The 21,989-nt window shown below is 73.5% G+C and carries 22 protein-coding genes; 9 read left to right on the top strand and 13 right to left on the bottom strand.

Going from position 1 to position 21,989, the window contains the following annotated elements; all coding sequences use genetic code 11:
- The first annotated feature begins 32 nt into the window (after positions 1 to 32).
- Complete coding sequence (locus OG617_RS08780) at positions 33 to 419, top strand: hypothetical protein (RefSeq protein WP_405100298.1); 387 nt, start codon at positions 33 to 35, stop codon at positions 417 to 419.
- A 24-nt stretch (positions 420 to 443) separates the two neighbouring features.
- Here the strand turns inward: OG617_RS08780 and OG617_RS08775 are convergent, their stop codons facing one another.
- From OG617_RS08775 to sodN, 3 genes are all read right to left on the bottom strand, one after another.
- Positions 444 to 851 carry an ATP-binding protein gene (locus OG617_RS08775; RefSeq protein WP_405100296.1) on the bottom strand — a complete coding sequence of 136 codons (408 nt, stop codon included), beginning with the start codon at positions 849 to 851 and terminating at the stop codon, positions 444 to 446.
- Positions 852 to 882: 31 nt separating this feature from the next.
- The gene (locus tag OG617_RS08770) at positions 883 to 1,362 is read right to left on the bottom strand and encodes a GNAT family N-acetyltransferase (RefSeq protein WP_405103579.1); all 480 of its coding nucleotides are present in this window, start codon (positions 1,360 to 1,362) and stop codon (positions 883 to 885) included.
- Between the two features lie 62 nt (positions 1,363 to 1,424).
- Positions 1,425 to 1,829: a superoxide dismutase, Ni gene (gene sodN, locus OG617_RS08765; protein WP_405100294.1), complete on the bottom strand. Its 405-nt coding sequence runs from the start codon at positions 1,827 to 1,829 to the stop codon at positions 1,425 to 1,427.
- A 25-nt stretch (positions 1,830 to 1,854) separates the two neighbouring features.
- Between sodN and OG617_RS08760 the strand changes: the two genes are divergently transcribed.
- The 3 genes from OG617_RS08760 (at position 1,855) to OG617_RS08750 (ending at position 4,635) form a co-directional block, all read left to right on the top strand.
- On the top strand, positions 1,855 to 2,259 hold the full coding sequence (locus OG617_RS08760; RefSeq protein WP_405103577.1) for a S24/S26 family peptidase: 405 nt from the start codon (positions 1,855 to 1,857) through the stop codon (positions 2,257 to 2,259).
- Positions 2,260 to 2,418: 159 nt separating this feature from the next.
- Positions 2,419 to 3,597 (top strand): NADP-dependent malic enzyme, encoded by a 1,179-nt coding sequence (locus OG617_RS08755; RefSeq protein WP_405100292.1) that lies wholly within the window; start codon positions 2,419 to 2,421, stop codon positions 3,595 to 3,597.
- Positions 3,598 to 3,672: 75 nt separating this feature from the next.
- A complete protein-coding gene (locus tag OG617_RS08750) occupies positions 3,673 to 4,635 on the top strand; it encodes a zinc-binding dehydrogenase (RefSeq protein WP_405103575.1) in 963 nt (320 codons plus the stop codon).
- Positions 4,636 to 4,674: 39 nt separating this feature from the next.
- On the opposite strand, the gene OG617_RS08745 is transcribed toward OG617_RS08750, so the two are convergent.
- The 3 genes from OG617_RS08745 to OG617_RS08735 all read right to left on the bottom strand — a co-directional run bounded on the left by OG617_RS08745 (position 4,675) and on the right by OG617_RS08735 (position 7,326).
- Entirely contained in the window at positions 4,675 to 5,643 is a 969-nt protein-coding gene (locus OG617_RS08745) for an alpha/beta hydrolase family protein (protein ID WP_405100290.1), read from the bottom strand.
- A 64-nt stretch (positions 5,644 to 5,707) separates the two neighbouring features.
- Positions 5,708 to 6,265: a nucleotidyltransferase domain-containing protein gene (locus OG617_RS08740; protein WP_405100287.1), complete on the bottom strand. Its 558-nt coding sequence runs from the start codon at positions 6,263 to 6,265 to the stop codon at positions 5,708 to 5,710.
- Positions 6,266 to 6,327: 62 nt separating this feature from the next.
- Positions 6,328 to 7,326 carry an alpha/beta hydrolase family protein gene (locus tag OG617_RS08735; RefSeq protein ID WP_405103573.1) on the bottom strand — a complete coding sequence of 333 codons (999 nt, stop codon included), beginning with the start codon at positions 7,324 to 7,326 and terminating at the stop codon, positions 6,328 to 6,330.
- Positions 7,327 to 7,492: 166 nt separating this feature from the next.
- Here OG617_RS08735 and OG617_RS08730 point away from each other — a divergent pair, with 166 nt between their 5' ends.
- Complete coding sequence (locus OG617_RS08730; protein WP_396684053.1) at positions 7,493 to 7,669, top strand: hypothetical protein; 177 nt, start codon at positions 7,493 to 7,495, stop codon at positions 7,667 to 7,669.
- A 138-nt stretch (positions 7,670 to 7,807) separates the two neighbouring features.
- Here the strand turns inward: OG617_RS08730 and OG617_RS08725 are convergent, their stop codons facing one another.
- From OG617_RS08725 to OG617_RS08695, 7 genes are all read right to left on the bottom strand, one after another.
- Positions 7,808 to 8,926, bottom strand: a complete 1,119-nt coding sequence (locus OG617_RS08725; RefSeq protein WP_405100285.1) for an acetate/propionate family kinase — start codon at positions 8,924 to 8,926, stop codon at positions 7,808 to 7,810.
- Complete coding sequence (gene pta, locus OG617_RS08720; protein WP_405100283.1) at positions 8,923 to 10,992, bottom strand: phosphate acetyltransferase; 2,070 nt, start codon at positions 10,990 to 10,992, stop codon at positions 8,923 to 8,925. Before pta ends, OG617_RS08725 begins: the two co-directional genes overlap by 4 nt.
- A 67-nt stretch (positions 10,993 to 11,059) precedes the next feature.
- Entirely contained in the window at positions 11,060 to 11,239 is a 180-nt protein-coding gene (locus OG617_RS08715) for a DUF6104 family protein (RefSeq protein ID WP_091078681.1), read from the bottom strand.
- Positions 11,240 to 11,357: 118 nt separating this feature from the next.
- Positions 11,358 to 15,116 (bottom strand): multifunctional oxoglutarate decarboxylase/oxoglutarate dehydrogenase thiamine pyrophosphate-binding subunit/dihydrolipoyllysine-residue succinyltransferase subunit, encoded by a 3,759-nt coding sequence (locus OG617_RS08710; RefSeq protein WP_405100281.1) that lies wholly within the window; start codon positions 15,114 to 15,116, stop codon positions 11,358 to 11,360.
- A 267-nt stretch (positions 15,117 to 15,383) separates the two neighbouring features.
- On the bottom strand, positions 15,384 to 16,208 hold the full coding sequence (locus tag OG617_RS08705) for an ABC transporter permease (RefSeq protein WP_405100279.1): 825 nt from the start codon (positions 16,206 to 16,208) through the stop codon (positions 15,384 to 15,386).
- Positions 16,205 to 17,143 (bottom strand): ABC transporter ATP-binding protein, encoded by a 939-nt coding sequence (locus OG617_RS08700; RefSeq protein WP_405100277.1) that lies wholly within the window; start codon positions 17,141 to 17,143, stop codon positions 16,205 to 16,207. Before OG617_RS08700 ends, OG617_RS08705 begins: the two co-directional genes overlap by 4 nt.
- 184 nt (positions 17,144 to 17,327) lie before the next feature.
- Positions 17,328 to 17,984, bottom strand: a complete 657-nt coding sequence (locus OG617_RS08695; RefSeq protein WP_405103571.1) for a hypothetical protein — start codon at positions 17,982 to 17,984, stop codon at positions 17,328 to 17,330.
- Between the two features lie 134 nt (positions 17,985 to 18,118).
- On the opposite strand from OG617_RS08695, the gene OG617_RS08690 reads away from it, so the two are divergent.
- The 4 genes from OG617_RS08690 to OG617_RS08675 all read left to right on the top strand — a co-directional run bounded on the left by OG617_RS08690 (position 18,119) and on the right by OG617_RS08675 (position 21,942).
- On the top strand, positions 18,119 to 18,994 hold the full coding sequence (locus OG617_RS08690; protein ID WP_405100275.1) for a DUF4097 family beta strand repeat-containing protein: 876 nt from the start codon (positions 18,119 to 18,121) through the stop codon (positions 18,992 to 18,994).
- A complete protein-coding gene (locus OG617_RS08685) occupies positions 18,991 to 19,602 on the top strand; it encodes a PadR family transcriptional regulator (protein WP_405100273.1) in 612 nt (203 codons plus the stop codon). The genes OG617_RS08690 and OG617_RS08685 overlap by 4 nt, the downstream gene beginning before the upstream one ends.
- 85 nt (positions 19,603 to 19,687) lie before the next feature.
- Complete coding sequence (locus OG617_RS08680) at positions 19,688 to 20,389, top strand: response regulator transcription factor (protein WP_396684071.1); 702 nt, start codon at positions 19,688 to 19,690, stop codon at positions 20,387 to 20,389.
- The gene (locus OG617_RS08675) at positions 20,386 to 21,942 is read left to right on the top strand and encodes a sensor histidine kinase (protein ID WP_405100271.1); all 1,557 of its coding nucleotides are present in this window, start codon (positions 20,386 to 20,388) and stop codon (positions 21,940 to 21,942) included. Before OG617_RS08680 ends, OG617_RS08675 begins: the two co-directional genes overlap by 4 nt.
- Positions 21,943 to 21,989 lie beyond the last annotated feature (47 nt).

The following is a 21,989-nucleotide window of genomic DNA, read 5'->3' as shown; positions in this document are numbered from 1 at the left end:
TACCGCGATCCACCACGGGTATCGTGTCGCGCGTGACCATCGACTCGGACCGGAATCCGACCCCGCTGCAATGGGCGGTCCGGCTGCTCCGGGCGGAGGCGGTCGCGCTGGCTCTGGTGGCCGCCTGGCTGGTCTGGGCCGACTTCACCGCCGAGACCACCGACCTGCCGTCGGCGTTGCTGGTGACCGCGTTCGCCCTCGGCGGCACTGCGGCGCTGTGGGTGCTCGCCGGCGCCTTGAACCGGCGCCGGGCCGGGGCCCGTGCCCCGGCGATCGTCCTGGAGCTCATGCTGCTGCCGGTCGGCTGGTACATGATCCAGGGCGGCCTGGGGTGGCTGGGCCTGCCGCTGATGGCGCTCGGCCTCGGGGTGTCCGCCCTGTTGGTCAGCCCGCCGACCACCCGGGCCCTCGGCTACTAGCCGGCCCGCGGCAGGTCGCGGGGGTCAGTAGCGGGACGCGCGCCGGGTGAGCAGGGAGATGGTGGCCCGGCCGTTCGCCGCGTTCGCCGACGCGGTCGTGGTCAGCGCGGTCAGCACCTTCCAGGCGAAGGACGACTCCGAGGGCAGCGTCGCGCCGCGCACCGTCGGCACGGTCACCTCGACGGTGAGCGCGTCGTCGGTCACCGCGAACCGGCACTCCAGCTCGGCGTCCCTGGTGGCGATCGCGAGCAGCATGGCGCACGCCTCGTCCACGGCGATCCGCAGGTCCTCGATCTCGTCGAGGGCGAACTGGAGACGGGCGGCGAGGCCGGCCGTGGCGGTACGGAGCACGCCGAGGTAGCCGCCGTCGGCGGGCACGGTGAGGTGCACCACGTCGTCGTCGGTCGCTGGCTGGCCGGTCAGTTGAGTCACGCCTCATCCCCCCGGCGGGGACTCTACCCCGTCAGGCCGATGGGTGCTGGGGCGCGCCGCCGGTTGTGGCCGGGGCCCCGCCGTCCGCCTGCGCCGCCAGCGCGTGCAGGGCGGGCCCGGCCAGCCGGTACGGCACCCACTGCGCCAGCGGCGCGGCGCCGACCGCGGCGTAGAACCGGGCGGCCGGATTCCAGTCGATCATCGACCAGTCGAGCCGGCGGTAGCCCCGCTCCACGCAGATCGCGGCCAGGGTGGCCAGCAGCAGCCGGCCCGCGCCGCTGCCCCGGGCCTCCGGGCGGACGTACAGGTCCTCCAGGTAGATGCCGTGCGTGCCGGCCCAGGTGGAGAAGTTGAGGAACCAGAGCGCGAAGCCGAGCGGCCGGTCGGCGTCGTCCACCGCCACGTGACCGAACAGCGCCGGTGCCGGGCCGAAGAGGGCCGCGGCGAGCTGCTCGGCGCTCAGGTGGCACTGGTCGGGCGCCCGCTCGTACTCGGCCAGCTCGTGCACCATCGCGACGACGGCCGGCACGTCCTCGGGACGTGCCGGCCGTACGGTCAGGGTGAGGCCGGCGGTCACGCCTGCTTGGTCTCCCAGAAGATCTTCGAGATCTCGTCGATCTTCGTCAGCAGCTCGTCGGCCTTGGCCGGGTCCACGCTGCCCTTGGCGCCGCCTGCGCCGGCCAGCTTGGTTGCCTCGTTGAACAGGGTGTGCAGGTTCGGGTACTTCTCGAAGTGGGCCGGCTTGAAGTAGTCCGTCCACAGCACCCACAGGTGGTGCTTGACCAGCTCGGCGCGCTGCTCCTTGATGATCAGCGCCCGGGTGCGGAACTCGGGGTCGGTGTTCGCCTGGTACTTCTCGGCGATCGCCTTGACCGACTCGGCTTCGATCCGGGCCTGGGCCGGGTCGTAGATGCCGCACGGCAGGTCGCAGTGGGCGCTGGCGGTGACGCGTGGCGTGAGGATGCGTGGAAGTCGCATCGGGATCCTCCATGTGAAGTTTGCGATGATCCAAGACGACATTACTCCTGGACATGCTCCCCAACGGGGCGGAGGTGAAACCCGGGTGCGTCCCGACGAACCCCGGGCCGCGGACCGGCTGCGCGGGCCGCTCGCCGCCGTGCTGGTCGCCGGTCCGTCGATGGTCCCCACCCTGCGCCACGGCGACGCTGTGCTGGTCCGGCGGGGCGGCCGCCCGGTCCGCGCCGGCGACGTCGTGGTCGCCGTCTTCCGCAGTCGCCCGGAACTGCTGGTGGTCAAGCGCACGGTCCGTCCACAGGACGGCGGCTGGTGGGTACGTGGCGACAACGACCTGGTCACCGACGACTCCCGGGTGTACGGCGTGGCCGACGTGCAGGGCCGGGTGGTGGCCCGGTACTGGCCCCGGCCGGGCCGCCTGCGCAGCCCTTGAAGCTACTCCCGAGTATGACCCTACTCACATCCGGGGTGCGCGGCCGACACTATGCTCGGCGGGTGCCCGGGTGACCCCCCGCACCGCGTACCGCCGCTCGTCGCCTCACCTCGCGCCCGAGCCGGACGCTCCATCTGCTCGACAGATCCTGGAGTCACCATGCCTTCGTCCATCGTGGATCCCGCCGACCCTATCTTCCGACTGCACGCCGGCGGCAAGATGGCCGTCGCCTCCACCGTCCCGCTGACCAGCCGGGAGGACCTCTCCCTCGCCTACACCCCCGGGGTGGCCCGGGTGTGCGAGGCGATCGCCGCCGACCCGGCTCTGGTCGACGACTACACCTGGGTGGGGCACACCGTCGCGGTCGTCACCGACGGGTCGGCCGTGCTCGGGCTGGGCAACATCGGCCCGCGCGCGGCGCTGCCGGTGATGGAGGGCAAGGCGGTGCTGTTCAAGCAGTTCGGCGGCGTGGACGCGGTGCCGGTCTGCCTGGACACCCAGGACGTGGACGAGATCGTCGCGGTGGTGAAGGCCATCGCCCCCTCGTTCGGCGGGATCAACCTGGAGGACATCAGCGCGCCGCGGTGCTTCGAGGTGGAACGCCGGCTCGACGAGGCGCTGCCCATCCCGGTCTTCCACGACGACCAGCACGGCACCGCGATCGTCGTGCTCGCCGCGCTGCGCAACGCCGCGACCCTGCTCAACCGCAAGCTGGGCGACCTGCGGGTGACGGTCAGCGGCGCGGGCGCGGCCGGGGTGGCGGTGACCCGGATGCTGATCGCCGGGGGAGTGGACCCGGCGCGGGTGGTGGTCTGCGACTCGAAGGGGATCATCGGCCGGCACCGGGCCGAGCTCACCGGCACCAAGGCCGCCCTCGCGGCCGACACCAACGCCGCGGGCCGCCAAGGCGACGTCACCGAGGCGCTGCGCGGCGCCGACGTGCTGATCGGCGTCTCCGGCGGGCAGATCCCGGAGGAGGCGGTGGCCGGGATGGCCCCCGGCGGCATCGTCTTCGCGCTGGCCAACCCGACCCCGGAGGTGCACCCCGAGGTGGCCGGCCGGCACGTCGCGGTGGTCGCGACCGGTCGCAGCGACTACCCCAACCAGATCAACAACGTGCTGGCCTTCCCCGGCGTGTTCCGGGGCGCGCTGGACGCCCGGGCCACCCGGATCACCGAGGGCATGAAGGTGGCCGCCGCCGACGCGATCGCCGGCGTGGTGGCCGAGACGCTGACCGCCGACGCGATCGTGCCGTCCCCGCTGGACCCGCGGGTCGCCCCCGCGGTGGCCGCGGCCGTCGCCGAGGCAGCCCGCCGCGACGGCGTCGCCCGCGCCTGAGGTGGGACGACGGGCCCCTTCTCATGCCCGATGGCAGCGAAGGGGCCCTTCTTGACACGCCCGCTCCTTGCTACGGTGCGGACCATGCGTGCCGCCTTCGCGTCGAGCTTCGACGCCGACAACCCGCTCTCCGCGCTGACCGTCGGCGAGCGGCCCGAGCCGACCCACCCCGAGGACGACTGGGTCACCGTGCAGCTGCGGGCCAGCTCGCTCAACCACCACGACCTGTGGTCGCTGCGCGGCGTGGGGCTCGGCGCGGACCGGCTGCCGATGATCCTCGGCTGCGACGCCGTCGGCACCGACCCGGACGGCAACGAGGTCGTGGTCTACCCGCTGGTCGCCGACCCGGGCGACCCGCGCGGGATGTCCATCCTCTCCGAGAACTTTCAAGGGACCCTCGCCGAGCGGGTGGCCGTACCCCGGATGAATTTGCTGCCCCTGCCGGGCGGCGTGTCCGCGACGGACGCCGCGTGCCTGCCCACCGCGTGGCTCACCGCCTGGCGGATGCTGACCACCAAGGGCCGGGTGGAGGACGCCGAGTCGGTGCTGGTCCAGGGCGCGGGCGGCGGCGTCGCCACGGCGGCCGTCGCGCTCGCCGTCGCGCTTGGCAAGCGGGTGTACGCGACCAGCCGCGACCCCGGCAAGCGGGAGCGGATCACCGAGCTGGGGGCGACCGCGCTGGAGCCCGGCTCCCGGCTCCCGGAGCGGGTCGACGTGGTGGTCGAGACGGTCGGGGCGGCCACCTTCGACCACTCGCTGAAGTCGGCCGCGCCGATGGCCCGGATCGTGGTCTCCGGGGCGACCGCCGGGCACGAGCCGAAGGTCAACCTGCGCCGGGTCTTCGCCATGCAACTGGAGATCCTCGGCACCTCGATGGGCACCCCGGGCGAGCTGACCGAGCTGCTGGCGTTCTGCGCCGAGCACGACGTGCGCCCGGTGGTGGACAGCGTGGTGCCGTTCAGCCGGGTCGAGGACGCCTTCGCCCGGCTGCACTCGGGCGACGTCTTCGGCAAGATCGTCATCGACCACACGGCCTGATCGACTCTCCGGCCGGGAGGGGCCCCGCCGGGAGGGGCCTCACAGCCGGTCGTCGAGGGTGGCGAGGCCGCCGCGGGCGGCCTCGGCCGGCAGCCGGCCCTTGGCTGCCGCGTCGCCGTACAGGGTCCAGCGGAGGAACTCGACGGTGGTGTCCGAGACCACCCGCAGGGCCGCGCCGTCGGTGAGCAGGGCGCGGCCGTGGTCGCCCTTCGGCAGGCTCAGCATCGCCTTGGGCCAGGGCACCCTGTCGTACGCCGCCCGGCCCGACGCGTAGCCGACCACCTCGTCGGCCTCGCCGTGCACGAAGAGCTGCGGCGCGGCGGCCCCGGCGAACGCCGTGCCCACGCCCAGGGCGGTGCCGGCGAAGACCACCCCGGCGTCCAGCCGGTCGTCCCGCCCGGCGGTGAACAGGCCGATCGTGGTCACCCCGCCGGCCGAGTGCCCCGCCGCGGCCACCCGGTCGGTGGCCAGCCGGCCGCGCAGCGGGTCGCCCGTCTTCGCGTCCAGGGCGAGCACCCGGGTCAGCACGTACGACACGTCGGCGGGCTGGTTGAGCACGTCCAGCACGTTGCCGTCGCCGCCCCGAGCGGTGTGCGGGAAGGTCGGCGCGGCCACCACGAGGCCGGCGGCCGACCAGCGGGTGAGCAGGGTCGCGTAGTCGTCCGGCCGACCGTTGAGGCCGTGGCTGAACATCACCACCGGGAAACGGCCGGTCGCCGCGGGCGCGGACCGCTCCGCCGAGCCGCCGGCCGATCCCCGGGCCGGGTACCAGATCGTGACCGGCAGCGGCCGGTCGCCGTCGCGGTTCAGCTTGAGCTGGCGTACGCCGACCGCGAAGGACCCGCTCGGCGCGGTGCCGGCCGGGACCCGCGGCGCCGGGGTGGTCGCCTTCGGCGGCTCCGTCGGCGCGGCGGTGCGCCGGCCGGGCTCCGGCTCGCCCGAGCAGCCGGCCACGCCGAAGGCGAGGAGTGCGGCGGCGAGCAGGGCGGCGATGCGGCGACGGGGCATGAACCCGATTGTGCCTCGCGGAGCGCGGCCGTCGGCCGGCATCGCACCGCAGGCGGGCGGCCGGTCACCCGGGGTACGGGGGCGGGGCCGCCGGGCCGGTCGGCCCTGCCGGACGCGTGGCGGCGGCGCGGAGGCGGGCGATGTCGGCGACGTCCTTCGAGCGACGGGGCCGCTGCGGCATCCAGATCGGGTACATCTCCTTGAACTCGATCTGGGCGGCCACGGAGATGATCGGCGCGGTCAGGTCGCCGATCCGGCCGGGCGGCCCGTCGAGCATCCCCTCCGGCAGCGGCGTACCCGCCCAGGGCCCGCCGCCCACCACCACCCGCCCCGACGCGTCCCGAGCCAGGTACGCGAAGCTCAGCTCGACGTCGTCCCGCAGCAGGTCGAGCTGCGTGTCGACGGGCACCCGGGGATCCACCCGCCAGCCCCGGCCGAGCAGCGCGGCGGACAGCCGGTCGACGTCGTCGCGCCAGCAGTACCAGTCGACGTCGAGGTGCGGCCGGGTCACCTCGCCGAGGTGGAAGTCCATCGCCCACCCACCTCGCAGCCACACCCCCATCCCACCCTCCAGAGCCACTTCCAGCACCTCGCCGATCGCCCCCACCTGCCGTCCCTCCACCCCCACCCCTCCCACCACCCAACCCCCCCACCCACCCCACCCCCACCCCCGTGATCTTGCACTTAGGGCCCGCGATTCGCGCCTTCCGCCCGAAAGGTCGGGGCAGCAACTGCAAGATCGCGGGCTGGGTCAGGGAGGCCGGGGTCGGGGGTCAGGTCACCAGGGGGCGGGGGGCGGGGTGGGAGGCGGGAGAGCCAGGTGGTGGCGGGGGAGCGGGCGTCGATGGGGAGGCGGTGGAGGGCGGTGGGGTCTCCGTAGAGGGCCCAGCGGAGGAAGTCCGTGGTGGCGGCGAGGACCTGGGGGAAGCCGGGGTGGCCGGGGACCAGGTACGCGCCGTGGCCCTGGCCGGTGACGGTGAGGAACGCGGCCGGGCCGGGTGTGCGGGCGTACGCGGCCCGGCCGACGGTCACCGGCACCACCGGGTCGGCGTCGCCGTGCACGAACAGCACCGGCGCGGAGGGGCCGGCGAACGCGCCGGCCAGGCCGCCCCCGGCGATCACGACGCCCGCCCGCAGCCGGGGGGAGTGCCCGGAGGTGAGCATCCCGGCGCTGGTGAACCCGCCCGCCGAGTGCCCGGCCGCGGCGAACCGGGCGACGTCCAGGTGGCCGGCGAGCGGATCGCCCCGGCGGGCGTCGAGGCGGACCAGGTGCCGGATCAGCCGCCAGCCGTCGGCCGGCTGGTTGCGCACGTCCGCGCGGGTGAACCGGGCCGCCCCGCGTCGGGTGTGCGGGTACGCCGGAGCGGCCACCACGAACCCGGCGGCGGCCCACCGGGTGGTCAGCGGGGCGTGCAACTCGGGGAGGCTGCCCAGCCCGTGGCTGAACACGACGACCGGGAACCGGCCCCGGGCGACCCCGCCGGTCCCGGCCGGGTACCAGACGGTCACGGGCAGCGGGCGCGCGCCGGCCGGGTCGAGCGTGAACGTCCGCACCCCGACCGGGTACGCCCCGGCGGGCGCGGACCGGGCGGGCGGCTCCCCGCCGGGAGCGGCGGCGGTGGCCGGGCCGCAGCCGACCAGCAGCGCCGTCATCAGCACGGCGACCAGCCGTCGCACCCCCATGCCCCCCACGCCACCACGGTAGGCGGCCCGGGGCCGGCGGGGCCCCGCCGTCCGGACCGGTCGGCGAGGCCACCCGGCGGGGGCGGCTCCCCCGATCCGGCGGTCCTGCGGCGATTCGCCCGCACGGGGACGGTTCGGCCGGGCCGCCTTGGTTATGGTCTGGCCCATGTCTGACAAGTACCTGGACCCGAGCGGCAACACAGAGCAGTTCCGGGCGTTCGCCCACGCGCCGGAGGCCGGTGCCCCGACCGCCCCGGCGGCATCCCGGGCGCCCCTGGTCGCGGTCGGCGCGGTCGTCGCGGTGGTGCTGGCGGCCGTGGTCGCCTGGCTGGCCCTGGCCTGACCGACCCCGGCGAGCCGGCCCGGCGGAGGCTCGGCTGGGCTTGATCGGTCGGGGCCGGCACCTGGCCGCTCGGGGCCGGCACCTGGCCGCTCGGGGCCGGCGCCTGGCCGCTCGGGGCCGGCGCTTGGCCGGTCGGGGTCAGTGGGCCGTCCCGGCCACCGCGCGGGTCTCCCGGGCGATCTCGCGCTCCTCGTCGGTGCCGATCACGCAGACGGCGACCTCCATGCCGTCCGGGGAGATCACCCGGTCGCCGCTGCCGGCGTTGCGCCCCGGGTCGACGGCGATGCCCAGCCGCTCCAGGCCGGCCAGCGCGGCGGTCCGGACCGCGGCGGCGTGCTCGCCCACCCCGGCGGTGAAGGCGACCGCGTCCACCCGCCCGAGCAGGGCGTAGTACGCCCCGACGTACCCGGTGATCCGGCGGCGGTAGACGTCGAAGGCGAGCGCGGCGGCCGGGTCCCCGGCGTCGCGGCGGGCCAGCACCTCCCGCATGTCGTTGACCCCGGTCAGGCCGAGCAGGCCGCTGCGGTGGTTGAGCAGGTCGTCGATCTCGTCCACCCCCATCCCGGCCTCCCGGCGCAGGTGGAAGATGATCGTCGGGTCGAGGTCGCCGCTGCGGGTGCCCATCACCAGTCCCTCGAGCGGGGACATCCCCATCGAGGTGGCCACGCTGCGCCCGCCCTGCACGGCGCAGGCACTCGCCCCGTTGCCCAGGTGCAGGGTGATCGTGTTCAGCTCCTCGTACGGCCGGCCCAGCAGCTCGGCGGTGCGCCGGGAGACGTACGCGTGCGAGGTGCCGTGGAAGCCGTACCGGCGGATGGCGTACCGCCGGGCGGTGTCCCGGTCGATCGCGTAGGTCGCGGCGGCCTCGGGCAGGGTGTGGTGGAACGCCGTGTCGAAGACGGCGACCTGCGGCACGCCGGGCAGCGCCTCGCGGGTGACCCGGATGCCGGCCAGGTTCGCCGGGTTGTGCAGCGGGGCGAGCGGGACGAGGTCCTCGATCGCCGAGAACACCGCGTCGTCGATCAGCACCGGCTCGGCGAAGCGCTGCCCGCCGTGCACCACCCGGTGCCCGACGGCGGTGAGCCCGGCCAGGTCGAGCCGGCCGAGGATCTCCCGGACCGCCGTCTCGTGGTCGGCCGGGCCGCCCCCCGGCTCGCCGACCCGCTCCACCGTCCCGGAGTCGCGGACCTCGTCGCCGTCGTACAGCCGGTACTTCACCGACGACGAACCGCAGTTGAGGACGAGCACCCGACTCATGACGACTCCCCGGCGGCGGCCTGGATGGCGGTGATCGCGACGGTGTTGACGATGTCCGGGACGGTGGCCCCCCGGGACAGGTCGTTGACCGGCCGGCGCAGGCCCTGCATCACCGGGCCGACGGCCACCGCCCCGGCCGAGCGCTGCACCGCCTTGTACGTGTTGTTGCCCGTGTTCAGGTCCGGGAAGATGAACACCGTGGCCCGTCCGGCGACCGCGCTGTCGGGCAGCTTGGTGGCCGCGACCTTCGGGTCGATCGCCGCGTCGTACTGGATCGGGCCCTCCACCAGCAGCTCCGGGCGGCGCTCGCGGACCAGCCGGGTGGCCGCCGCGACCTTCTCCACGTCCGCCCCCGCCCCGGAGTCCCCGGTCGAGTACGACAGCATCGCCACCCGCGGCTCGATGCCGAACCGGGCGGCGGTGTCGGCCGAGGAGGTGGCGATGTCGGCGAGCTGGGCGGCGTCCGGGTCGGGGTTGACCGCGCAGTCGCCGTACACCAGCACCCGGTCGGCGAGCAGCATGAAGAAGACGCTGGAGGCCACCGAGAGACCGGGCACCGTGCGGATGATCTCGAAGGCGGGGCGGATGGTGGCTGCGGTGGTGTGGGTGGCCCCGGAGACCATCCCGTCGGCGTGCCCGGTGTGCACCATCATCGTGCCGAAGTAGTTCGGTTGGGCGACCACGTCGTGGGCCAGGTCGAGCGTGACGCCCCGGTGGGCGCGCAGCTTCGCGTACGCCTCGGCGAACTCGTCGCGCCACTCGCTGGTCGCCGGGTCGACCACGGTCGCCCCGGCGATGTCGATGCCCAGCTCCCGGGTGCGCCGGGCGACGTCGTCGGTGCGGCCGAGCAGGGTCAGGTCGACGACGCCCCGGCGCAGCAGGATCTCCGCCGCGCGCAGGATCCGCTCCTCCGTGCCCTCGGGCAGCACCAGGTGCCGGCGGGTGGCCCGGGCCCGGTCGATCAGGTCGTACTCGAACATCAGCGGGGTGACCCGCTCGGACCGGCTGACCCGCAGCCGGCGGGCCAGGTCGTCGGTGTCCACGTTGGCCTCGAACGCGCCGAGCGCGGCCTCCACCTTGCGCGGGTTCGCGACGCTGGGCCGCCCCTCGATCCGGCTGGACGCGGCCACCGTGTCGTAGCTGTCGCTGGGCACCGACAGCACCGCCAGGCCGGTGTTCAACCCCTCGACCAGGCGCATCGCCCTGGGGTCGGGCTGCTCGCCGAGGGTGAGCACCAGCCCGGCCACGGAGACCTGGCCGGCCACGTGCGCGGCGCTCGCCGCCACCAGCAGGTCCGCCCGGTCGCCCGGGGTGATCACCAGCGCGCCCTCGGTCAGGTGGTCGAGCAGCGTCGGCACGTGCGCCGCGCCGACCACGTAGTCGAGCACGTCGCGGCCGAGCGCGGCGTCGTCGCCGGCCAGCAGGGTGGCGCCGAGCGCCGCCGCCACCTCGGCCACCGTCGGCGCCGACACGGTCGGCACCTCCGGGATGGCGTACGCGGGGACGGGCAGCTCGGGCAGCGTCATGGCCCCCGGCACCCGGTTGGCGATCACCGCCAGCACCGTCGCGCCGAGGTCCTCCAGGTCGTGGTACGCCCCGCGCGCCGCCGCCGCGATCGCCTCCGGCTCCTGCCCGAAGCCGTCGATCACCGGCACCACCACACTGCCGAACTCGGTGGCCAGCCGGGCGTTGAAGGCCAGCTCGCGGGGGCCCGCGCCGTCCCCGCCGTCGGCGAAGTCGCTGCCCACCACCACCATCGCCGGGCAGCGCCGCTCGACGTCCCGGTACCGCTCGACGAGCCGGGAGATCAGCTCCTCGCGCCGGCCGTCGGCGACCAGCTCGGTGGCCTCCGCGTAGGTGGCGCCGTGCAGGTCGGCCATCGGCAGGGCGATCCGGTAGCGGTCGGTGAGCAGGGCGAGGATCGGGTCGGGGCCCCTGCCGGCGACCAGCGGCCGGAACGCGCCGATCCGCTCGACCTGTCGGGAGAGGAGCTCGGCGAGGCCGAGCGCGATGGTCGACTTCCCTCCGCCGGAACCCACACTGGTCAGATATACGCTCCGGGCCACGCCCCCACGCTACAAGATCGCGCCCCGGCCCGCCCAGGTCCTACTACCCGGGCCGAAGGTCGCGACCTCAGTCGTCGTCGGGGTCGTCGAGTCGGGCCAGCCAGGTGGCGAACCGCTCGATCGGCGTCTCGAACTCGGGGTTCAGGTCGACGAAGTCCCGCAGCCGTTCCCCGAGCCATTCCACGCTGACCGATTCCTCGCCCCGGCGCTCGACCAGTTCCTCGATCCCGCGGTCGGTGAAGTACATCCGTACGTCCTCATTCCTGGGCCCGGCCGGCGGCCGGGTCGGGTGGTCCGCCGACGCGAGCGGGGCAGCGGCCCGTCGTGGTGACGGTCGCTGCCCCGCTGCGCGCGGTGCGGTCAGGTCACGGGCGGGGCAGCGCCGCCTCGATCAGCGCGTTCTGCTCGACCTCGTGCGTCTTGGCCGAGCCGACCGCCGGGGCGGCGGCGGCCGGGCGGGAGATGCGGCGCAGCCGGATCTCGCTCAGGTGCTCCAGCAGGTTGAGCGCGACGAAGCTCCACGCGCCCTGGTTGGCCGGCTCCTCCTGCACCCAGGCGTAGTCCTCGGCGTTCGGGTACTGCGCCAGGGCGGCCCGGATCTCCTCGACGGGCAGCGGGTAGAGCTGCTCCATCCGGATGATCGCGGTGTCGGTGACGCCCCGGTCGGCCCGGGCCTGGAACAGGTCGTAGTAGACCTTGCCCGAGCAGAGCAGCACCCGCTTCACCTGCTCCGCCGCCGGGGCGGCGGTGTCGGGCAGCACCGGCCGGAAGGTGCCGGTGGCGAAGTCCTCGACCGGGGACACACACAGCTTGTGCCGCAGCAGCGACTTCGGCGTGAACACCACCAGCGGCTTGCGCTTGGGCGACAGGGCCTGGCGGCGCAGCAGGTGGAAGTAGCTCGCCGGGGTGGTCGGGATGGCCACCCGCATGTTGTCCTCGGCGCAGAGCTGGAGGAACCGCTCCGGGCGGCCGGAGGTGTGGTCCGGGCCCTGACCCTCGTGGCCGTGCGGCAGCAGCAGGGTGACGGCGGAGCGCTGGCCCCACTTCACCTCGCCGGAGGAGATGAACTCGTCGATCACCGACTGGGAGCCGTTGACGAAGTCGCCGAACTGGGCCTCCCAGCAGACCAGCGCGTCGATGTTCTCCACCGAGTAGCCGTACTCGAAGCCCATCGCCGCGTACTCGCTGAGCAGCGAGTCGTGCACGAAGAACCGGGACCGCTCGCCGTCGGCGGTGAGCGACTGCAACGGCAGGTGGTCGGCGCCGGTCTTGGCGTCCACCACGGACGCGTGCCGCTGCACGAACGTGCCACGGCGCGAGTCCTGCCCGGCGAGCCGGACGGTGACCCCGTCGTGCAGCAGCGCGCCGAAGGCGATGATCTCGCCGAAGCCCCAGTCGATGTTGCCCTCGACGGACATCCTGGCCCGCCGGTCGAGCAGCTGCTGGATCCGCTTGTGCGGCGTGAAGCCCTCCGGCAGGTTGACGTGGGCGTCGCCGACCGCCTTGACCACGTCGATGCTGGTGGCGGTCTCCACCTGCGGCTCGGGCTCGTCCGCGCGGCGCTGCCGGGCGGGCTGCTTCGGCGCCGAGGCGGCGTCCCGGGTGGCCTTGAAGACCCGCTCCAGCTGCGACTGGTAGTCGCGCAGCAGCTCCTCCGCGTCCTCCACGGTGATGTCGCCCCGGCCGATCAGCTCCTCGGTGTACAGCTTCCGGACGGACCGCTTCGAGTCGATGATCTGGTACATCTGCGGGTTGGACATCGACGGGTCGTCGCCCTCGTTGTGCCCGCGCCGGCGGTAGCAGACCATGTCGATCACGACGTCCTTGTTGAACGCCTGCCGGTACTCGAACGCCAGCCGGGCGACCCGGACCACGGCCTCGGGGTCGTCGCCGTTGACGTGCAGGATCGGCGCCTCGATCATCCGGGCCACGTCGGTGCTGTAGAGGCTGGACCGGGAGTGCTCCGGTGCGGTGGTGAAGCCGACCTGGTTGTTGACCACCACGTGCACCGTGCCGCCGGTGCGGTAGCCGCGCAGCTGCGACAGGTTCAGCGTCTCGGCGACCACGCCCTGGCCGGCGAAGGCGGCGTCACCGTGCACCGCCAGCGGCAGCACCGTGTACCCCTCCAGCTTGAGGTCGATCCGGTCCTGCTTGGCCCGGACGATGCCCTCCAGCACCGGGTCGACGGCCTCCAGGTGCGACGGGTTCGCCACCACCGACACCTTGACGGCGTGCTCGCCGTCCGGGGTGGTGAACTTGCCGTTCTGGCCGAGGTGGTACTTCACGTCGCCCGAGCCCTGGGTGGAGCGCGGGTCGAGGTGCCCCTCGAACTCCGAGAAGATCTTCTCGTACGGCTTGCCGACGATGTTGGCCAGCACGTTGAGCCGGCCGCGGTGGGCCATGCCGATGACGACCTCGTCGAGCCCCGCCTCGGCGGAGGACTCCAGCACCTCGCCGAGCAGCGGGATCAGCGACTCGCCGCCCTCCAGCGAGAAGCGCTTCTGGCCGACGTACTTGGTCTGCAGGAAGGTCTCGAACGCCTCGGCGGCGTTGAGCCGGTTGAGCACGTGCTTCTGCTCGTCGGTGCTGGGCTTCTCGTACTTGCGCTCGATCCGCTCCTGGATCCAGCGCCGCTCCTCCGGGTCCTGGATGTGCATGTACTCCACGCCGACCCGGCGGCAGTACGAGTCGCGCAGCACGCCGAGGATGTTCCGCAGCTTCATCCGCTGCTTGCCGGCGAAGCCGTTGACCGGGAAGACCCGGTCGAGGTCCCACAGGGTCAGCCCGTGCTGGAGCACGTCCAGGTCGGGGTGCTTGCGGATCTTGAATTCCAGCGGGTCGGTGTCGGCCATCAGGTGGCCGCGCACCCGGTACGCGTGGATCAGCTCGTGCACCCGCGCGGTCTTGTTGATCTGGCCCTCGGAGTCGACCGCGACGTCCCGCATCCAGCGCACCGGCTCGTACGGGATGCGCAGCGAGGTGAAGATCTGGTCGTAGAAGGCGTGCTCGCCGAGCAGCAGCTCGTGCATGACCTTGAGGAACTCGCCGGACTGCGCGCCCTGGATGATCCGGTGGTCGTACGTGCTGGTCAGGGTGATGATCTTGCTGACGGCCAGCTCGGCCAGGGTGGCCTCGCTCATCCCCTGGTACGGCGCCGGGTACTCCATCGCGCCGACGCCGATGATCGCGCTCTGCCCGGTCATCAGGCGCGGGATCGAGTGCACCGTGCCGATGCCGCCCGGGTTGGTCAGCGAGATCGTGGTGCCGGAGTAGTCGTCCATGGTCAGCTCGTTGCGGCGGGCGCGACGGACCACGTCCTCGTACGCCTGCCAGAACTGCCGGAAGTCCATCCCCTCGCAGCCCTTGATCGACGGGACCACGAGGTTGCGGGAGCCGTCGGGCTTGGCCAGGTCGATCGCGATGCCCAGGTTGACGTGCTCGGGGCGGACCACCGCCGGCTTGCCGTTGACCTCGGCGAAGGAGTTGTTCATCTCCGGGTGCTCGACGAGCGCCCGGACCATCGCGTACCCGATCAGGTGGGTGAAGCTGGCCTTGCCACCCCGCCCGCGGGCGAGGTGGTTGTTGATCACGATGCGGTTGTCCACCAGCAGCTTGGCCGGGACGGAGCGCACGCTCGTCGCGGTCGGCACGCTGAGCGAGGCGTCCATGTTCTGGACGATCTTCGCGGCGACGCCGCGCAGCGGGGTGGTCTGCGGGCCGGAGACGGCCGGCTTCGCCGGGGCGGCCTTGGCTGCCGGGGCGGGCTGCGCCGGCGCGGCCTTCGCCGGGGCCGGCTGCGCGGCGGGCTTCGTGGCCGGCTCGGCCTTCGGCGCGGCGGCCTTCGCCGGGGCCGGTTCGGCCTTCGCGGCCGGCCGGGCGACGGTGGCGGTGGCCTCCTGCTGCCCGGCGGGCTCCGGCTCGGCGGCAGCCGCCTTGCCGGCCTGGCCGTCGGGGCGTGGCGTGGCGGCGCCGGGCGCCGGGCGGTAGTCGGCGAAGAAGTCGTGCCATGCCGAATCGACGCTGCTTGGGTCGGCGAGGTAGCGCTGGTACATCTCCTCGACGATCCACTCGTTCGGGCCGAAACCCGCCAGTGGGTTCTCCTGCGAAGTCTGCTGGGTCGACACGGCCGGTAATCGCCTCTTTCACGCGGGTTTGGTGTGTCACGCGGTGTCAGCCGCCGCCCCGATGTGCGGGTGGACGGGAGACGGCTCCCAGGCTACGCCGTAGGAATACGCTAGGCATTTCCGGCTCCGGCGCGTGGTCCGTTTCACAGAAGATGCAGAAGTCCGGTCGACGCCGCGTGTCCCGTTGACCGCAGGCCGGAACGGGACCGGCCCCGGGGCGTGATCACGATCACGCCCCGGGGCCGGGTGCCACGTCGGCCGTAGGCGTCAGGAGATGTCCCGCCGCCGGATGGTGAGGGCGCCGATCACGCCGGCCAGCACGGCGTACCCGATCAGCACCGCCGCCCCCGCCCAGCGGGGCGGGTTGCCCGGAATCTCGGCTCCGCTGACCATCAGCGACGAGGCGAGCGACGGCACGGCCACCTGGAGCTTGTTGATCCACTCGCCGTAGCGGGCGGCCAGGATGCTCAGCACGGCGATGGCCCCGATCGAGCCGCCCAGGTAGAGCAGGATGCCGGTGACCGTCGCGCCGATCTGGCTGCGGATCAGTACCCCGATCCCGACCCCCAGCACCGACCAGAGCAGGTACGCCAGCGCGTTCAGGCCGATCGCCCGCCAGACCGCGCCGCTGCCGAACTGGGTGCCGACGTCCACGTTGTTCAGGACCAGCGCGCCGAACACCAGGTTGAGCACGGTGGTGACCAGCCAGAACAGCATCGCGATCACGGCCCCGGCGACCAGCTTCGCCACCATCACCGCCGTACGGTGCGGCACCGTGAGGAACGTGGTGGTCACCGTCTGGTGGAAGAACTCGCTGGTCACCACGATGATGCCCAGCAGCATCATGATGAGTAGCCCGAAGAACTGGCCGTTGGTGTAGATGTTGGCGGCCAGGCTGTCCGCCGACTGTATGGCCTGGATCTGGTCGGCCTGCTCGGCCGGCACGTCCTCGAAGCCCCCGCTGGCCAGCGCGTCGGTCTGCAACCAGTTGAACAGCAGGGCGAGGATCCACAGCGGTAGCGAGATGAGCCCGAATATCCACCAGGTGCTGGTGGTCCGGATCTTGAGCAGCTCGGATCGGACGAGGTTCATCGGATGCCCGCCTTTCCGGCCGTCAGTTCCAGGAAGACCCGCTCCAGGTCGGGTCGCTCCGGGGTCAGTTCGTGCAGCTCCACCTTCGCGGCCAGGGCGACCTTGCCGATGGCTGGGGCGTCCAACCCGCCGACCAGGAGCACGCCGTGCTCGCCGGTCTCCACCGTCGCGGACTGCTCGCGCAGCGCCACGGTCAGCTCCTCGGCCTGCGGGGTGCGCACCCGCACCTGGCCGCCCTGCGCCATCGAGCCGAGCACCTGCTCGACCGGCCCCTGCCGGATCAGCTTGCCGGCCGCGATGATCACCACGTCGTCGGCGAGCAGCTGCATCTCCGACAGCAGGTGGCTGGAGACCAGCACCGTGCGGCCCTCGTGGGCCAGGCCCTTGAGGAAGCCGCGCATCCACCGGATGCCCTCCGGGTCGAGCCCGTTCGCCGGCTCGTCGAGGATCAGCACCTGGGGGTCGCCGAGCATCGCGGCGGCGATGCCGAGGCGCTGCTTCATGCCGAGTGAGTAGCCCTTGAACTTGCGCTTCGCCGCCGGGGTCAGCCCGACCAGGGCGAGGACCTCGTCGGCCCGCTGCTTCGGCAGCCCGGCCGCCGCGCAGATCACCCGCAGGTGGTTGATCCCGGTGCGGCCCTTGTGCGCGCTGGACGCCTCCAGCACCGCGCCGACGTGGCGCAGCGGGTCGGCCAGGTCGACGTACCGCTGGCCGCCGATGGTCGCACCGCCGCCGCTCGGGGTGACCAGGTTCAGCAGCATGCGCAGCGTCGTGGTCTTGCCGGCGCCGTTCGGGCCGAGGAAGCCGGTCACCCGCCCCGATGCGACCGTGAACGACAGATTGTCGACCGCCCGGACGTTCTTGTACTGCTTCGTCAGGCCGGACACCACGATCTGACCGCTGCCGATGGTGGGGCTTCGCTGCCCGTCAGACATCGTTCTCCTCCCGTGCTTGGCGCGTGGACGCGCCGACGTGTGCGGCGCTGTTGCGGATGCGCCGTCGCACAGCGTGGCAAGACGGCGCAACCAGGTCAATCAGGCGCGACACCTACATCCGGCTCCGTCTCAGGCAGGAGAGCATCCTCCTCAGGGACGAGACCGTCCGCCCCGCCCCCGCCCGTCACGCCCCGGGCAGCGCGATCCAGGTGGCCCGGGCGCGGCCCAGCAGGCGGCCGCCTGGGCCGTACAGGGCGGTGCGGACCAGCGCCTTGCGCCCCCGGGCGTCGTCCGCCACGCCGGTGACCACGCACTCGTCGCCGGGGGCCGGCAGCGCGTCCAGCACGACGGCGATCCGGCCGAGCACGTACGGGCGGCCGGGGCCGATGACGGCCCAGCCGCCGGAGCAGTCCAGCGCCGCCCAGACCGTCTCGGGGGTGACCTCGGCCGGGGCGGTGAACGGCGCGGCCGTCCGCCCGTCCGGCAGCCGGCCGGGGAAGATCCGCAGGCCGTCGACCCGGTCCGGCCCGCAGACGTAGCAGCCGGGGAAGGGATGCTCCACCAGCCCGGGGTACGCCGCCGCGGCGGCCCGCGCCGTGCCGAGGTCCACCGGCGGCACCGCCTCCGGGGCGTCCCCGGCCGGCCGCATCTCGGCGATCAGCCGGCCACCGGGGTCGCGGACCTCCCAGCCGGCCACGGTCAGCGGGGTCTCCAGCGGCGGCGGCTGCCGCAGCGTCACCTCGACCGGCCCGTCGTGCCCGGCGGCGGCGGCCAGGGCGGCGGCGGTCCAGCCGCCGTTGCCCGAGCCGGGCGGACCGTTGAACCGCACCGGAATGATCACTGTCATGGACGGTCCCTCCTGGCGCTCCGGTGACGTGGACCACCATCTCATCCCGCCCGGCGGTGTCCACCCGGACGCCTTCCCGACACGCGACAGTCTTGGACAGTCGCGATGTATCGCGTTATGCTCTCCTCGTGGACGCACCGCTCGGGCGCGTCCGGGCCGGGGAGGAAACCATGGCCAGTTGGACCGTCGACAACCCACAGCGGCTCACCCTGGACGAGCCGGTCACCTCGCTGAAGGTCCACCTGGTCTCCGGGCGGCTCAACGTGGTCGGCACGGACGGCCCGGCCCGGGTGGACATCACCCGGATCGGCCGTCGGCCGGTGATCGTCGAGCACCGGGACGGCGTGTTGATCGTCCGGCACGAACGGCACCCGAGGATGCCCGGGATGCTCTGGTGGCTCGGTCAGCTCGGTCGGCGCTTCCGGGCCGACGTCTCGATCGCCGTCCCCGCCGACGTGCCGGCCGACCTGACCCTGATCGACGGGGCGCTGGTCGCCTCTGGCCTGAGCCGGCAGACCCGGGCCGACGTCACGGCGGGGCAGATCACCCTGATGGGGGTCCGGGGCCACACCACCGCGAAGATCGTTTCCGGGCCGGTGGAGGCGCTGGGGGTCACCGGCGACCTGAGCCTGGAGACCGTCTCCGGCGAGGTGGTCATCGCCGACAGCGCCGCCGCCACGGTCCGCGCGCACACCGTCTCCGGCGAGATCACCTGCGACCTGGACAACCCGCGCGACGGGGAGATCCAGCTCAACACCATCTCCGGCGCCATCACCGTCCGGGTCCGCCGGGACAGCGACCTCGCCGTGCACCTGCACACCACCGCGGGCCGGATCACCAGCGGGTTCCCCGAGGTGCGCGACCGGGCCGGGCTGGGTGGCGTGCGGGACAGCGCGGGGGTCATCGGCACGGGCGCGGGTAAGCTCTGGGCGTCCGCGACCTCCGGCGGCATCGCGCTGCTCGCCCGCCCCGTCGACGACGAGAAGGAGGAGGAGTTGCCGTGACCGCCGTGTTCAGCCACGGGCGGCTCCGGCTCTACCTGCTCAAGCTCCTCGACGACGGCCCCAAGCACGGGTACGAGCTGATCCTCCTGCTGAAGGACCGCTTCCTCGGCCTGTACGCGCCCAGCGCCGGCACCATCTACCCCCGGCTCCAGCGGCTGGAGGTCGAAGGGCTGGTGACCCACACCGCCGCCGGTGGTCGCAAGGTCTACGAGATCACCGGGCCGGGCCGGGCCGAGCTGCGCCAGCGGGCCGGCGAGCTGGCCACCCTGGAGTCCGACATCAGCGCCTCCGTGGCGGACCTCTCCGCCCTGGCCGGCGAGATCCGCTCCGAGGTGCGCGGCTCGGTCCAGGACCTCAAGCGGGAGTTGCGCGAGGCCACCCGGCAGACCGGGCGTACCAGGTGGGAGCCGCCGCCCCCGGGCCCGGCGCGGCCCGCCGCCCCGGCGGGGGAGTCGCCCCTGCTGACCGAGTTCGACCAGCGGCTGGCCGCGTTCACCGTCGAGGTCGGCGGCCTGGTCCGCGCCAGCCGGCCCAGCGACGCCCAGCTCCGCACGGCGATCCGGGTGCTCGACGGCGCCCTGGACGGGCTGCGCCACCTGCTGCGCTGACCGGCCCGGGGCGGGGCGGCCGTTCTCAGGATTTTTCCAGCAACCGCCCAGCGTGAGCGCAGCCATGTCACGGATGATGGTCGGCATGGCCGCTACCCACACCGAGGCGCGACTGCTCGTCGTCGAGGACGACCCCAACATCCTCGAACTGCTCTCCGCGAGCCTCCGCTTCGCCGGCTTCGACGTCGCCACCGCGACCAGCGGGAGCGCCGCGCTGAGCGCAGCCAAGGACCACCGCCCCGACCTGGTGGTCCTCGACGTGATGCTGCCCGACCTCGACGGGTTCGAGGTCATCCGGATGCTCCGCGAGGGCGGCACGCGCACCCCGGTGGTCTTCCTGACCGCCCGCGACGCCACCGACGACAAGATCCGCGGGCTGACCCTCGGCGGCGACGACTACGTCACCAAGCCGTTCAGCCTGGAGGAGTTGACCGCCCGGATCCGGGCCGTGCTCCGCCGGACGGCCAACGGCGAGCAGGCCCCGTCCCGGCTCACCTTCGCCGACCTGGAACTGGACGAGGAGACCCACGAGGTGCACCGGGCCGGGCAGCGGGTGCAGCTCTCGCCGACGGAGTTCAAGCTGCTGCGGTACCTGATGCTGAACGCCAACCGGGTGCTGTCCAAGGCGCAGATCCTCGACCACGTGTGGAACTACGACTTCCGGGGCGACGACAACATCGTCGAGTCGTACATCTCCTACCTGCGGCGCAAGGTCGACAACACCCAGCCCCGCCTGATCCACACCCTGCGCGGCGTGGGGTACGTGCTGCGCAAGCCGGCGGCGTGAGCGTCGTCGCCCAGGCGAAGGGGCGGCTGCGAAGCGTACCGCTGCGGGTGAAGCTGGTAGCGGCCGTGCTGACGCTGGTCGCCGTCGCTCTCGTCGTGATCAGCTCGCTGACCACGTACTTCCTGCGCAACTACCTGATCGCCCAGGTCGACGGCGAGCTGGAAGGCGCGGTGAGCAACATCAGGACGACGCTGATCACCGCGCAGGAGACGAAATCGATCATCCCCACCGACTACCTGCTGGTGGCCACCGACGGGCGGACCGGGGTGGCGGAAATCGTCGCGTACGACACGGGCCGGTTCCACGCCGACGACCTGCCGTCCTGGCCGAGCGACGCGGCCGGCTTCGCGGCCCAGGCCAGCGGGCCGAGGACGGTCCCGGCCCGCAACAGCGGGGTGCGCTGGCGGATCATCTACGCGGAGCTTCCGAACGGGCAGATGGTCGCCATCGCGCAGAACCTCACCGACGTGGACCGGGCGGTCAAGCGGCTGGTCTGGATAGACCTCCTGGTCGGCGGGGCGGTGCTGATCCTGCTCGCCTCCATCGGCGCGGCGATCGTGCGGACCAGCCTCAAGCCGCTGGTGGACATAGAACGCACCGCCGGGGCCATCGCCGGCGGCGACCTGACCCGGCGGGTGCCCGACCCGGAGGAGGGGCAGGCCTGCCCCACCTCGGAGCTGGGGCGGCTGTCCCGGGCGCTGAACACGATGCTGGCCCAGATCGAGGCCGCGTTCACCGCCCGCGCCGCCTCGGAGATCGCCGCCCGGTCGGCCGAGGCCGGCGCCCGCGACGCGGCAGCCGCCGCCCAGGCGTCCGAGACCAGGGCCCGGCGCTCCGAGGAGCGGATGCGGCAGTTCGTCGCCGACGCCTCGCACGAGCTGCGTACGCCGCTGACCACCATCCGGGGCTTCGCCGAGCTGTACCGGCAGGGGGCCGCCCGGGCCCCCGAGGAGACCGCCGGCCTGCTGCGCCGGATCGAGGACGAGGCGTCCCGGATGGGGCTGCTGGTGGAGGACCTGCTGCTGTTGGCCCGGCTGGACCGGGAGCGCCCGCTCTCGCTCGCCCCGGTGGAGCTGCCACTGCTGGCCGGCGACGCGGTGCAGGCCGCCCGGGTGGTGGCCCCGGACCGGCGGATCGAGCTGGAGATCGAGCCCGGCTCCGGGCCGCTGGTGGTGCTCGGCGACGACGCCCGGCTGCGCCAGGTGATCGGCAACCTGATGACCAACGCGCTCACCCACACCCCGCTGGACGCCTCGGTGACCCTGCGGCTGCGTACCGAGCCGGGGAACCTGGCGGTGGTCGAGGTCGCGGACACCGGCCGCGGGCTCTCCCCGGAACAGGCCGAGCGGGTCTTCGAACGCTTCTACCGGGCCGATGCCGCCCGCACCCGCCGGGCCGGCGGCGCCACCGGGACCGGGCTGGGCCTGGCCATCGTGGCGGCGTTGGTGGCCGCCCACCACGGCGCCGTCGAGGTCGCCGAGACCCCCGACGGGGGTGCGACCTTCCGGGTCCGGCTGCCGCTGCTGCCGGACATCGACGATCCGGGCGAGTGACTTTCAGGCAACTTCCAGGCTGGTTCCAGGCTGATCGCAGTGGCAGG

The organism is Micromonospora sp. NBC_01412, assembly GCF_045040215.1.
In the GTDB taxonomy this organism is placed as follows: Bacteria; Actinomycetota; Actinomycetes; order Mycobacteriales; family Micromonosporaceae; genus Micromonospora; species Micromonospora rubida.
Note: the sequence above shows the minus strand (reverse complement) of the source record. Positions and strands in the feature narration are given on the sequence as shown.

What these genes read in the sequence shown, in the direction of transcription:
- OG617_RS08735 (WP_405103573.1), bottom strand. Translation starts at nt 7,326, where the DNA reads ATGGGGGTGCGACGGCTGGTCGCCGTGCTGATGACGGCGCTGCTGGTC.
- OG617_RS08760 (WP_405103577.1), top strand. Translation starts at nt 1,855, where the DNA reads ATGATCCAAGACGACATTACTCCTGGACATGCTCCCCAACGGGGCGGA.
- OG617_RS08705 (WP_405100279.1), bottom strand. Translation starts at nt 16,208, where the DNA reads ATGAACCTCGTCCGATCCGAGCTGCTCAAGATCCGGACCACCAGCACC.
- OG617_RS08700 (WP_405100277.1), bottom strand. Translation starts at nt 17,143, where the DNA reads ATGTCTGACGGGCAGCGAAGCCCCACCATCGGCAGCGGTCAGATCGTG.
- OG617_RS08725 (WP_405100285.1), bottom strand. Translation starts at nt 8,926, where the DNA reads ATGAGTCGGGTGCTCGTCCTCAACTGCGGTTCGTCGTCGGTGAAGTAC.
- OG617_RS08730 (WP_396684053.1), top strand. Translation starts at nt 7,493, where the DNA reads ATGTCTGACAAGTACCTGGACCCGAGCGGCAACACAGAGCAGTTCCGG.
- OG617_RS08745 (WP_405100290.1), bottom strand. Translation starts at nt 5,643, where the DNA reads ATGCCCCGTCGCCGCATCGCCGCCCTGCTCGCCGCCGCACTCCTCGCC.
- OG617_RS08755 (WP_405100292.1), top strand. Translation starts at nt 2,419, where the DNA reads ATGCCTTCGTCCATCGTGGATCCCGCCGACCCTATCTTCCGACTGCAC.
- sodN (WP_405100294.1), bottom strand. Translation starts at nt 1,829, where the DNA reads ATGCGACTTCCACGCATCCTCACGCCACGCGTCACCGCCAGCGCCCAC.
- OG617_RS08770 (WP_405103579.1), bottom strand. Translation starts at nt 1,362, where the DNA reads ATGGTGCACGAGCTGGCCGAGTACGAGCGGGCGCCCGACCAGTGCCAC.
- OG617_RS08715 (WP_091078681.1), bottom strand. Translation starts at nt 11,239, where the DNA reads ATGTACTTCACCGACCGCGGGATCGAGGAACTGGTCGAGCGCCGGGGC.
- OG617_RS08680 (WP_396684071.1), top strand. Translation starts at nt 19,688, where the DNA reads ATGGCCGCTACCCACACCGAGGCGCGACTGCTCGTCGTCGAGGACGAC.